Source organism: Methylocucumis oryzae (assembly GCF_000963695.1).
GTDB lineage: Bacteria > Pseudomonadota > Gammaproteobacteria > Methylococcales > Methylomonadaceae > Methylovulum > Methylovulum oryzae.
Map to the genome: position 1 here is coordinate 15,629 of NZ_LAJX01000059.1, position 13,655 is coordinate 29,283.

The following is a 13,655-nucleotide window of genomic DNA, read 5'->3' on the forward strand; positions in this document are numbered from 1 at the left end:
CGTAAGAATTAACAACGTGCCCGTCTAAACGATAATGGTCTAAGCTGAGTACATAACACGCGATTGCTGATGGTGTTGCAATGGCTTTGAAACGCCTTTAACAGCCTTAACAACTGTATTTCATAACCTTGAGTCGCTGCGGCATAACACTGAGTTAACGATACAAGCGTAGTATCTAGCGCGATAAAATACACCGTAGCAAAACCTTGGGTTTGGCTTAATGCTTGGGTAAACGCTAAAGGCTGGTCAACGTCACAATAGATTTCATCAGCGTGTAGCGCGGGTTGTTCACCAAAACCCAGCACCAACTTAACCGGTTGCACCGTCATGCCTAAGCGCTGATAGCATAAATAAAGCGCATCTGCGTAATGTCTGGCACTGGCCGGATAAACCAACAGTAATGATGACGGTATCGCGAGATTAGTTTGGTCTAGCGCGGGTAACCGTTGCCAACCGGGCAAGTAGCTCACTTTATCCCAATCTGTCTCTACGTTACTCTCGTTCCCACGCTCCGCGTGGGAATGCAGACCTAACGGCTTTATAGTTTGAGACCCAGAGCTTGGCAGCTTCCCCCAATAACGCTCTTTAGCAAACGGATAAACCGGTACACCATAGCCTAAGCTTTTAGGTTTAACAGCATAGAGGGCATCCCAATCTATGCGGTTACCCGCCACCCACAACCCGGCTAACGAGGCCAAAACTTTGTTCGCCGTTAATCGAGCGAGATACTCTTGCCCTTCTTCGGTATCCGTCACTAATTGCGTGTGCTTATCGACTACACCGGTCCAGACATGGCGTGAAACTTGACCCATTAAAAAATCATTGACTGCGTTAATCGCTGCACTAGGCGTATCCGCCAACACCGCTAGTCTATGCGACATCGCTTCACGTCCGGTTTGTAAACGATAACTTAAGCGTGTTAAATCTAGGGTTGGGTTTTGTTGTAAATACGCGATTAGACTTTCTGCATAAGCCTGTAAGCGTGGCGCTTGTTTGGCTGACAACACCAGTAACACAGGCTCCACGCTATTCTGAACTGCGGTATCGTTATTAAATTCTTGCAACACCAGATGCGCATTCGTACCACTAAAGCCAAACGAATTAATGACGGCGAATCTAGGGCTATCCGTTGGCTCAGGCCAATCTTGTAGCGTTGTGTTGATATAAAACGGCGTATCCTCTAAGGTAATATGCTCATTAAGCTGGCTAAAATGCAGCGTCGGCGGTAATTGTTTATGGGTTAAGGCAAGTACCAATTTAGTGACACCGGCAATACCTGCCGCCAACAACGAATGACCGATATTGCTTTTCACGGTGCTTAATGCGCAATAATGCCGCTCAGCGGTTAAGTCCTTAAACGACTCGGTTAACGCTTCGATTTCAATAGGATCGCCTAGCGCAGTCCCGGTGCCATGCGCCTCAACCAGTTGTATCTGCGCTGGATTAATATGAAAACGCTGATACACCTGTTGTTGTAAACGAGTTTGCGCAATGGCATTCGGTGCAGTCATGCCATTAGAACGGCCATCATGATTCACCGCCCAACCTTTTATCACAGCATAGACCGCATCACCATCAGCGAGCGCATCGCTTAAGCGTTTCAATAACACTGCGCCGACGCCTTCACCGGGGACAAAGCCATCGGCACGTTGGTCGAAACTAAAACAACGGCCTTGCGCGGAAAACACATTAGCCGCTGTGCCCATCGCGTAAAATCTTGGGTCTAAAATAATGCTGACACCACCGGCTAAGGCTAAATCACAGTTACCCAATATTAAATTGTCACAAGCCGTTGCAATGGCCACTAACGACGAAGAACACGCCGTATCTAATGCCATGCTAGGGCCTTGTAAATTGAGTAAATAAGAAATACGCGAGGCTAAAAATGCCGTTGCGCCACCGGTCAACTGCTGCACACCATTGGCATTATCCGCCGTTAATCCCGCGTAATTATTTTCGGCACACCCTACGAACACACCGCAGCGGCTACCTGATAAGCTAGACGGCACAATGCCAGCATCTTCTAAACAATGCCAACAGGTTTGTAAAAACAAGCGTTGCTGCGGGTCCATTAACTCAGCTTCGCGCGGCGAGATATTAAAGAAAAATGGGTCAAAACAATCTATGTCGTCTAACGCGCCCATCCACTTACAATTACTCTTGCCCGGCGTCGTCCCGCTTGGGTCGTAATAATCCGAAACATTCCAGCGATTAGCCGGTATTTCCGTCACGCAATCCAGCCCTGCGGCGATATTACGCCAGAATTGTTCTACATTAGCCGCTTTAGGATACTGTCCGGCAATGCCTATGATGGCAATCGCATCTAGCGCATTATCAGACTGGATTTTACTGGCTGGCTTAGGCTGAGCGTGTGGTTCTGGCGCTGGCTCAACGGTATTAGCTTTTACTTGCTTGCTCTGTTGTGGCTCACATGTCCCCAAACTTTCACAAACAGCAGCCGCTGGTAGCGGCTTCAGTTTTGTGACTAACGTGCTTAAATGCTGAGCAAATAGATTAAGGCTAGGATATTTATAAATCTCGGTCGCTTTTAAGCTTAAGCCATATTCGCTATTAATCTTAGTCACCCACATCACGCCGCTAATCGAATTTAAGCCTAAATCATTAAATTGGCTGTCATCATCCATTTGCGTAGGGCTTAATTGCAATTCATCGGCTAAGGTTTGCCGCAACCAATCGCGTATAGGTTTTAGCTGTTTTTCCACACTAGGCAAGACCTGAGTGGTGCTTGGCAGGGATGTTGGCAGCATGGATACTGCCATCAAGCCCTCAGGGATGAGTTCACGGCGACCCCAACAAGCATTACCCAGGTCTGCCTTTAAGTTATTTTCAACCCCAGGCAAGACCTGGGTGGTGCTTGGCGGGGATGTTGGCAGCAGGGATGCTGCCATCAAGCCCTCAGGGATGAGTTCACGGCGACCCCGACAAGCATCGCCCAGGTCTGCCTTAACCAACGGCTTCACCGCCACAATCCCAACATGCTCAAACCCCGCCAACGGCGTGTTTTTAACCTCAGCAAAAAGCTCCGAACCTTCATAGCCCACGCGCTCTATGCTAAAACCCGCCGCCAAACATTCCCGGCTTAAAATCTCAGTATCTAACGGATTAACCGATTTAGGCCCTTGCCGGGCTTGTTCGGTATTTAACAAGCTGTGTACATCGGCAATAAATCCCGGCCATGCTTCGCCTTGCGCTTTGCGTTGTAGATACACTGGCGCATTCACATGCCAATAACCCACATAAGGCGTATCAGTAATGATAAACACCTTACCGCCTGGTTTTAGCCAATGATACATTTTGCTTAAAGTTAACTGTATCGCGTCAGGCGTTAAAAAAGTGCAAGACACGGCTGGCATGAATCGCAGTAAAACGTTCTGGCGCAAAATCCACATCGGGTAACACGCCGACTTGTGTGTTGAAACGAGCTTGCAACAGTGGATTAATGCGCTGGCTTAATAATGCTAAATGCTGAGCTTCCATATCAACGGCTAACACCGTCGCGCCTTGCTCTAGCGCGGCGATAGTCGCAATACCATAGGCGCAACCGATGTCTAAGACTTCGCCGCCGCATTGCCCAGCGTAGCTAGCAAACTCTTTGGAATACGATAATAACGTTTCCAGCATATAGCCGGTGCGGTTTAACGTTGCTACCAAACCATGCACAGGCTCTGGCAATGCCGCTTTTAGCTTGGTGAGCACATCATCATGCTTAAGCACCGATTCTGGCTGTGTGCTTACCTCAGTTAACACGCTTAAGCGAATAGCATTGGGTTTGCTTAACGGTATGGATAACTTAGCGTCAGGTTTTGCCGTTATTAAGTCGTCTAGCCAATAACGCTCTTTAGCAAACGGATACGTCGTTACGCTAATGCGTTTAGGTTGACGCGGATACAGCGCGCGCCAATCGAGCTCCCCGCCCTTTACCCAATGCTGGCATAGCGCTGCAGCATCTTGATGAGTAACACGCGTTTGGACGCCAACACCGGATTTCACACAGCCTCGAAACAGTAAATCCGTGCTTAATGAAGAGGCATTCACAAATGCCGTCAACTTGGCTAAAACGTCTGTCAGAGTGCTTGCCGTAAACGCTAAACGCTCCGCCATAGCACTTCTACCCGTTTGTAACGTAAATGCTAAATCAGCGAGCTGTACAGCCGAATCGGTCGTTATTTGTTGCTGAACCCATACCGCTAACTGCTTGGCATAGCTATGCAACGCATCAGCAGTTCGTGCGGATAAGACAATAATAGCCGGGGCAAGCACGACTGAATCGCTAGGCTGAGCGATATACTCTTCCAGCACAATATGCGCATTAACGCCACCAAAGCCAAACGAGCTAACGCCAGCCCGTCTAGGCTGGTTATCAACTGTTTGCCAAGGCTGGTTTTGATTTAATAAATAAAACGGGCTGTTGGTTAAATCCAGCATGGGATTAACCGTGGTGTTATGCAAATTGCCGATTAAGGTTTTATGTTTAAACTGCAATAAGGTTTTAATCACCCCTGCCACACCGGCGGCCATTTCCAAATGCCCGATATGGGTTTTAACCGCGCCTAACGCACAGCCAGCGTTTTCCTGCCAATCCGTGTCGGTTTTTAACGCATTAAACGCCGCTTTCATCGCGTTAATTTCAATCGGGTCGCCTAATTCGGTACCCGTACCGTGAGTTTCAATAAAACTTACCGTGTTAATATCAACACCGGCTTTACGGTAAGCGGTTTTTAATAACTCGGCTTGTGCTTTAGGGTTAGGCGCTGTTAATGAATTAGCGCGACCACCGTGGTTATGCGCAGTCGCTCTGATAACGCCTAACACGCCATCGCCATCAAGCTCCGCTTGGCTAAGCCGTTTTAACACCAGAATGCCTATGCCTTCGCCCCGCACATAGCCATTGGCTTGGTTAGAAAAGGTTTTACAACGTCCATCTGGGCTTAACATACCGGCTTTGCTAAAGCTAATATGCAGCTCTGGCCCTAAAATCAAATTAACGCCACCGGCAATAGCCAAATCGCATTCGCCACTTTCTAGCGCTTGCACGGCTTTATGAATAGCGACTAACGACGACGAACATGCCGTTTCTATCGCCTCGCTAGGGCCATGCAAATTAAGATGATAGCTAATCCGGTTAGGACCTAACGACGCAATTAACCCCGTTGAGCCGTAGCTATCGGCATGTTCTTGTCTTAGCTTATCGGCATAGGCGCTGTTCGCCGTACCGATAAATAACCCCGTGTTCGTACCGGAAAGCGAAGCCGGATCGTAACCGGCATCTTCTAACGCCTGCCAAACCGCTTGCATAAGTAAACGCTGCTGCGGGTCCATTAGCTTGGCTTCTTTCGGTGAAATACCGAAAAACAACGCATCAAATTGCTCAACATCGTTGATAAAACCACCCCATTTAATATGGGTTTTACCTGGCTCAGTGATAGGGTCACCGTACAAGCTGCGCCAATCCCAACGCTCTGGCGGAATTTCGCTAATAGCATCGACGCCGTTGACTAAATTTTGCCAATACTGCTCAATCGTATCGGCTTTAGGAAACTTACCTGTCATGCCGATAACGGCGATAGATTGTTCGGGAAGTTGTAGGTGCGGATTTATCCGCACAGTGCGAATGAATTCGCAGCTACAATCAGAAACAAGTTGCTGTTCGGCAACAGGCTCAGCGTTTAACTGAGAAAATTGCTGTCCATGCTGAGCAAATAAATACTGGCTTAATTCAGCTACGGTGGTGTATTCAAAAAACAGCGTAGGCGTTAGCATTAAGCCATACGCCTGATTAATCGCATTAGCAAATTCGGTAAATGCAATGGAATCAAAACCGTATTGATTAAACTCGGTATAGGCGTCTAAATCCTCTGCGTCGACTTTTAACAGTTCGGAGATTATCAATAAAAGCGCTTGTTCAAGCGACGCCGTATTTAATTGCTCACCCATACCCCCAACCTCCACCTTATCAGAGGATGGAGTTTGTCCATCTCTGATCGGCTCCTTCTCCGGGTAAGGCGAAGGCTGAGGTGGGGTTATGGCGCTGATTAAGTCAGCATCAGCATGGTTTAATACCATCGCTCTAGCCACACCTGATGCGAGTAAGCGATAAAAAGCCGTTAAACCCGCTTCGGTGGTTAAGCCTTGACGATTAAACTGACCTGCCGTCACCGTCACGTGCATACCACCGTCTTGCCATAACGGCCAATTAACACTCAAGGTTTGGCCTTGGCGTAACCCTTGACGGCAAAGCTGTTGCCGATCATCGGCAAACGCATCTAAAAAGCCATTCGCCGCCGCATAACCGGCTTGGCCGATATTGCCTAGTACCGATGCGACCGATGAAAACAACACAAAGAAATCCAGCGTTAGACCTTGCGTAGCCTGGTCTAAATACTGCGTACCAGCCACTTTAGCGGCGAACACGTCGGTTAACTCGGCGGGTGTTAAATTTAGTAATAACCTATCTTTTAACACGCCAGCGCTATGAATCACGCCGTTTAATTGACCGTAACACTGGATAATATGGCTTATTAACTGTTTTACAGCGGTAGAATTAGCCATATCAACGCGTTGATAATCCATGACCACTGTGTTCGTGGTTACTAAATCTTGGATGCTCGCCTGTTGCTCAGCGCTTAACTCGCTTCGGCCTGCCAACACCAGTGTCACTTGCTTAACATGACGCAGGATTTCTTTGGCAAACAATTGCCCTAAACCACCGGCACCGCCGGTAATTAAATAAACGCCGCGTTCACGCCAAGGTATAGCATAGCTTTCAGGCAATGCTAAACGCTGCCACGCAACGGTATGCGCAAGCGGTTGTTGATGCTGAATCAAACTATGTTGTGGATAACACGCACCCACTTTAAGTTTTTCAGCGATTTGACTTAGGCTATCTTCACGCGCAACGACCAGCAATTGCGCCTGATAACGCGGATATTCCAGCGTTAAGGTTTTAAACAGTGCCGCTAAGCCGGTTAATAACGCCGTTTCGGTGCTATGGCTTAGCAACACTTGCACAAACACGGTTTGTTGTTGCGCTAGGCGAGTAAAGCGTTGCAATTGCTGGAGTAAAACCGTTGCAACGGATTGATACGCGGTTACGCTATCCGGGTTAGTGTTTTGCCAATAATATTCCTCGGCTAACCCAAATTGGCTTAAAGCGGCTTGCTCAACCTCGTTAAAACCGTAAGCAATTAGGAGATTGGGCAGCACCGGTGTATTTAGACTTAACTCCAACGCTTGTTGATAAGGCGTAAATAACAAGGCGTCGTCTTTAGGCTTAGCGGGTTGTGGTAATGGACGCGGCATAAAACCACGCACAGCAAGTAAAACCGCACCCTCGTTATCGCATAAGTCTATATCGTATTGGCTTTGTTTAGCCGTGTTAGGCGTTTGGTTGGGTCGTAAGCTGGGTCTTAGCCAGGCCCAACTCTGTCCATTACAAGGCGTTGATATAATGATTTTTTCTACTGAGAACGGTAATAACGGCGTAGCGGCTTGCTCCAGTGCGGCAAAACCGGTTAAGGCTTGCCAAGCGGAATCTAACACGCCAGGATGCACTTTTCCGTATGTCTCAGTGATGACGGTATTAGGCAAAGCAATTTCGGCTAAGACCTGCTCATCACTAATAGCCAGTTGCACAATGCCTTGATGACTTGGCCCATACGCTAAGCCTAAAGCTTGAAACGCTCGATAACACGCTGCACCGCTACGCAGCTCGCGCACTGTTTGGCTTTTTATCGCGTTTAGCGGTATCGCTGCCAAAGCCTGCGGCTCATCGCTAATAAGTCCTTGGCAATAAACGGTTTCTGGCGCGTCAGCTTTGAAAACCATAAAACTCTGAGCATTATCAGAGCCGCGCGTTAATTTAATCACTAACTCAACCGGTTGCGTGACGATTAAAGGCCGTAACCATACGACATTGCGTAATACTGATGCGCCGGTAGCGGCGGTGACGAACGCAATATAAGCCGCACCCGGTAGAACCGGCTGACCTAGGACATAATGGTCGCGTAAACAGGCTTCATCGCCTGATAACACAATACGATACTCGCTAGCGCTTGCGGCCGGTTTTGGCTCTGACGACGTGTTTTCTGTTACCCAATAGCGTTCCTCTGCAAACGGGTATGACGGTAAATGTAAACGTTTAGGTTTTTGTTGCTGCTGATAAAGTCCTGACCAATCGAGTTCAGCACCGTTAACCCAAGCCGTTAATAACTCGTGGATAGTATGCGTGGAATCGGCTTTAAGCTTAGGAGCACCGCTAAGACCCACAGAGTTGGCTTGTGCGTAGTAAATCCCTGGTCCAGCGTGTTCAAAGCTGTGGGTAAACGCGGTGAGCTTAGCAACCAAGTCTGCCATGGTTTCCGCGACAATGCCTAAGCGCTGAGCTAGCGCCACCCTACCCGTTTGCAGTGTGTAAGCCAACGCCGTTAAGTGCTGATTATCAAGCTGTTCGCGCTGAATATGCGCGATTAAGCGTTGTACTAAGACCAACAAATTAGCCTGTTTACGCGCTGATAACACGATAGCTACCGGCGTTATCGCCAGCGACGGTTTTTCTATAGCTGCGTAATGTTCTAACACCAGATGCGCATTCGCCCCGCCAACGCCAAAACCGCTGACGCCCGCCCGCAACGGTTGACCTTCGGCGGCATACCAAGCACAGGTCTCGCGCACAGGATAAAATGCACTAGCCTCTAAGCGTAAATACGGATTTAACTGCTGTAACTGCGGATTACCAGGGATAGTTTTTGCCTTCATCATCAACAACACTTTAATGACGCTGGCAATACCCGCTGCCGATTCTAAATGGCCGATATTGGCTTTCACTGAGCCTAACGCACAAGACGGCTCAGCCGGTTTAGCTAAACCTTGTTGTTGATAAAGTTGGTTAAACGCGCTGACTAACCCTTCGACTTCAATAGGGTCGCCTAAAGCTGTACCGGTACCATGCGCTTCGATATAACTCACGCTGTTAATAGGCACACCGGCACGTTGGTAGGCCGAGATTAATAACGCGTGTTGCGCTAAGGGGTTCGGGGCCGTAGGCGATGTCGCTCTACCTCCGTGGTTTTCCGCACTGCCGCGAATCACCGCATAAATTGCATCACCATCGGCTTCTGCTTGGGCCAGCCGTTTTAACACGATGGCCCCTACGCCCTCGCCTCGGCCAAAACCATCCGCTTTGGCATCAAAGGTTTTACAACACCCATCAGGGCTTAACATACCTGCTTGTTGAGCAAGTTGGGTAACTGTCGGTGTTAAGATTAAATTAACCCCACCTGCTATCGCCAGCTCAGCATGGCCTAGACGTAAACAATCAACGGCTCTATGAATTGCAATTAATGAGCTAGAACAGGCTGTATCTATCGCCTCGCTAGGCCCAGTAAAATTCAATAAATACGAAACCCGATTCGCCACGGCAAAATTAAACACCATATCGGGCTTATGTTTATCCTGTTGCGCCTCGGTTAATAACTCCTGATAATCGCGCGTGGTAACGCCAACGAACACACCGGTATGACTGCCTGATAAGCCTGCTACCGAGTACCCCGCATCTTCTAACGCAGCCCACGTGCTTTGTAAAAACAATCTAAGTTGTGGGTCTAATAACGCTGCTTCGCGTGGTGATACGCCAAAGAGTAAAGGGTCAAAACAAGCCACATTGTCGATAAAACCGCCCAGTTTAATGAGGTTTTCATCGTCGCTTTGCCACCAAGCCGTGCGGTCTTTGGGTACTTCGCGAATACACACCTTTTGGTCTATTAACAATTGCCAAAACTCATTAACATCGTCAGCGCCGGGGAAACGCCCGCTCATGCCAATAATCGCAATCGCTGAATCTAATGGAGTAGCCGGTAGCTGAGGACTAGAATCGACGGTTTTAGGCGTAACAGCTTCAGGTAGCACATGAGCCGCAAATTCTGGCGCATGTTCATGAAAATAGTCGCTTAATGCGCTCAGCGTAGGATAGGCATAAAACAACGTAGGCAATACCTCTAAGCCATAACGTTGATTGAGCCGGTTAGCTAATTCAGTAAAACGAATTGAATCATAACCGTATTGCGTTAACTCGGTATCCGCATCGATTTGATCCAGCGTTAATTTTTGTTGCTCAGCAATCATGCTGGCCAGGCGTTGTTTTAGCTCGGTTGTCTCTGGCTTTATTGGCGGCTGTTTAAGCGACTTAGTGCTATAGGCGCTAAACTGTAACGCCAACTCACCCTGCTCAGTGAACAACGCTATATCGTATACAGCTACTTCGCCCGTCATAGCTAAGCGAGGCCTCACATGCACCCAAGCGGCAACACCTGGCCGTTGAAAAATCTTAAGTTCGGCTAGGGTAAATGGTACACGTGGTGCATCACCACCACCATGTCGCATCGTCCACACTTGCGCGGCTTCAAACACGCCGTTGATTAAGCACGGATGTAAATAAAATTCAGCCGCTTGCGTTAATAGAGCGGGTTTTAACACCAGTTTAGCTACCGCTTCGATAGGATTATCGCGGTATTCACTAATGACTTGAAAACCACTCGCTTCGCTGGTTTGCTTACCATAAGCGCGTAACGTCAGCGCTAACACTTCATCAGCATTTAGTAACTCCGAACAGCGCGCGCGTAATGTGACTAAAGCATAGTCTAAAACAGGTTGTGGTAGCTGCTTTAACTCAAGCTTACATTGAAAATGCACTTGGCTTTGCTGCTCAGTTTGGCTAGAAATAACGCAATCATAACCGGTAGGCGTTGGCGTTAATTCTGTTAACACGGTTACTGGTTTATCGGCAACGCTTAACGGGCTAAGCCAAACGGTATTGCTGAAAACACATTGTTCGGCAACGTGGCATTCTGTCAGCGCCGCCTGCACCATTTCTAAATACGCCACGCCGGGCATGATGTTAGTTTGGTTGATTTGATGCTGAGCTAAAAAGAATTCTTCGCCCGTAAAACAACTGCTAAAACGCAAATCTTGGCCTAGGCGTTGATGTAGAAGCGGATGTATCTTTCCCTCGACCGCCATGCTTGGAGTACAAAGCTTGCTTTGTACACTGTTCGCACCTGAGCAAGGCAAGCTTTGCACTCCCTCTGGCTTCACCCAATACGGCTCTTTGGCAAACGGATAACCTGGCAAAACGCGCCCGTGTTAATGTCAACCCGTTAAATAAATGCGCGACCGAAACAACATAGCCTTGGCAAAATAGCTCGGCTAATTGCGCTAATTGGTCTAAATAAACTAAAGCCTCGCTGTCATCGGCTGAAGCCAACTGCTCAGCATAAGCTTGTAAGCCTGGTTGTGCGCTAAACCTAGGCGAGACCACGGCTTGATAAACCTGAACTAGCCTCTTATCTGATAAAACTGCGTTAAAACTTCCGTTAATTGCTCTACGCTAACAACCACTAACGCCAGTCTATGCGCGAAATGATGCCGTCCTACCAATAAACTGTAGCTCAACGTGGCTAGCGCATCGTTGCCCGGTTTATGTTGTACTAAATACGCAGCGACAGCCTTGACGCGTAATCGCAATGCGCTTTCGGTTTTAGCCGATAACACGAATAAATAGCCTGGTTTTATAATGACTGGCGTAGCCGGTGCGCGGTATTCTTGTACAACGACATGGGCATTGGTACCGCTCATGCCAAACGCACTCACCGCACCTAATCTAAGCTCGTCGGCGTTAACCTGCCAAACCTTGGTTTGTTTATTGACATAAAAGGGGCTGTTAGGCCAATCGATATGCGGATTTTCGTCTGTGCAATGTAAACTCGCGGGGATTTGTTGCTGCTGTAACGCCAACGTTAAATTAACCAGATTCACTAAACCCGAAGCGGCAAAACTATGACCGATATTGGTTTTATTCGACGTTAATGCACAATACTGAGTTTGGTCGGATTGCTGTTTAAACACTTGCGTTAATGCATTGACTTCTACTGGGTCACCTAACGGCGTGCCGGTGCCATGCGCAACGATATAGCGAATGTCTTTCGCCTGAATACCGGCACGACGGTAAATATCATTAATGAGTTCAGCTTGGGCTAGGCCATTAGGCGCGGTAATGCCATTGGTTTTACCATCGTAATTAAGTCCGCTAGCGCGAATCACGGCAATAACGGGGTCGCCATCCGCTTGGGCTTTGGCTAAAGGTTTTAACACCACAGCCACAACCGCCTCACCGGGAATCATGCCATTGGCATTAGCACTAAATGCCCGACACTGGCCGTCTTTAGCCAACATTCCAGCTTGAGTTAACGCGTTAAAACTCTCCGGCAATAGCATTAAATTAACCGCCGCTGCGACAGCCGCATCGCATTCATTGAGTTTTAAGCTCTGGCAAGCTTGATGCACCGCGACTAACCCCGATGAACAACTGGTGTTTATCGCCATGACCGGTCCGCGTAAGTTTAAGAAATAAGCGAGTCGAGTCGCTAAAACACCTGTGTGATTGGCCGTTACACTGGCATCATTGACTAGCCGTTGATATTCGCCTTCTTCGACGCCGACAAACATGCCAATTTTTTGCTGTGCCAGTTGTAACGGACCTATAGCCGCATCTTCTAACGCATTCCACGCCTCTTGCAATAATAAGCGTTGTCTAGGGTCTATGGTTTCGGCTTCAGCCGGTGAGAGCTCAAAAAATAACGGGTCAAATTCAGCAACACCGTTGATAAAACCTGCTTTTAATCCGGCCGTAGCTGAACCTCGTTGACTAGGCATCTCGCCTACCGTATTGACACCGTCTTTAAGATTTTGCCAAAATTCGTCTACCGTATCAGCGCCGGGAAAACGTCCGCTCATGCCGATAATTGCGATGGCATCATCGGTGTTTAACGGCATAGCCTCAACAGGCTTCATCGTGTTTATCGTTCCCACGCTCTGCGTGGGAATGCCGCCTAAACCGCTCTGCGGTTCAGAGCGCTGCTTATAGCAATCTTCGATAGCATTACCGTGATTCTCTAACAAATACGCGCTTAACTCGGCTATCGTCGAATAACCAAAAAACACCGACGGCGTGAGGTTAATACCAAAATACTGGCTTAACTGCCTCGCAAACGCGGTTAAGCCCATAGAATCAAAACCAAAATCGGCTAAATTCGTAGTCCTATTTAGACGGTTTTCGGCCAGATTTAAATGCTCGGCAATCATTTGCGTTAAGCGTTGTTCAACCCGTACTTGCAGCGAAACCGGCTGAAATGTTGTCGTTATTTTCGCGTCTGTCACACGCTCAGGCAGCGCCGAGACCGACTTAGCGCATGGCGTAACACCTAATAACCGGTTTATCTTACTCGCATCGCCCACCATAAGCAGATACGGCGTATCCGTGGGCTGGGTTAATAAATAGTCAAATACCTTTAGCCCTTGTTCAGCAGTTAATAGCGCTTGTCCTGACATCCCTAAATATAAGCGTGTGCTGTCTTCACTGCCTAACGACATACCCTCCGATTGCCATAACGGCCAGTTAATCACTAGGGCATTATGATAACGCCCGTAAGCCAGTTGAAACCGGTTCGCTACCGCATACGCACAAGAGCCAAAATCACCTAATAGCGCCGAACTCGATGAAAAATACACGGTAAAATCTAGCACTTCGTCTGCTAAGACCTTGGCTAGCACTTGAGTACCGGTTATTTTAGGCCGTAACACTT

Annotated in this window: 4 protein-coding genes; all 4 read right to left on the reverse strand. The window is 48.2% G+C overall.

Annotated features, from left to right (window positions below):
• Positions 1–8 precede the first annotated feature (8 nt).
• Genes VZ94_RS22375 through VZ94_RS30360 form a run of 4 tightly spaced genes read right to left on the reverse strand, consistent with a single transcriptional unit; the run spans position 9 to position 13,653 of the window.
• Complete coding sequence (locus VZ94_RS22375; RefSeq protein ID WP_192828604.1) at positions 9–3,365, reverse strand: type I polyketide synthase; 3,357 nt, start codon at positions 3,363–3,365, stop codon at positions 9–11.
• Complete coding sequence (locus tag VZ94_RS22380) at positions 3,340–11,034, reverse strand: SDR family NAD(P)-dependent oxidoreductase (RefSeq protein WP_082081433.1); 7,695 nt, start codon at positions 11,032–11,034, stop codon at positions 3,340–3,342. Before VZ94_RS22380 ends, VZ94_RS22375 begins: the two co-directional genes overlap by 26 nt.
• The gene (locus VZ94_RS22385) at positions 10,970–11,332 is read right to left on the reverse strand and encodes a hypothetical protein (protein WP_052700284.1); all 363 of its coding nucleotides are present in this window, start codon (positions 11,330–11,332) and stop codon (positions 10,970–10,972) included. Before VZ94_RS22385 ends, VZ94_RS22380 begins: the two co-directional genes overlap by 65 nt.
• Before the next feature lie 17 nt (positions 11,333–11,349).
• Positions 11,350–13,653 (reverse strand): beta-ketoacyl synthase N-terminal-like domain-containing protein, encoded by a 2,304-nt coding sequence (locus VZ94_RS30360; RefSeq protein WP_052700285.1) that lies wholly within the window; start codon positions 13,651–13,653, stop codon positions 11,350–11,352.
• Between the last annotated feature and the right edge of the window lie 2 nt (positions 13,654–13,655).

Excerpts from the sequence above, each read along its gene's own strand:
- VZ94_RS22380 (WP_082081433.1), bottom strand. The coding sequence starts at position 11,034 with ATGGCGGTCGAGGGAAAGATACATCCGCTTCTACATCAACGCCTAGGC.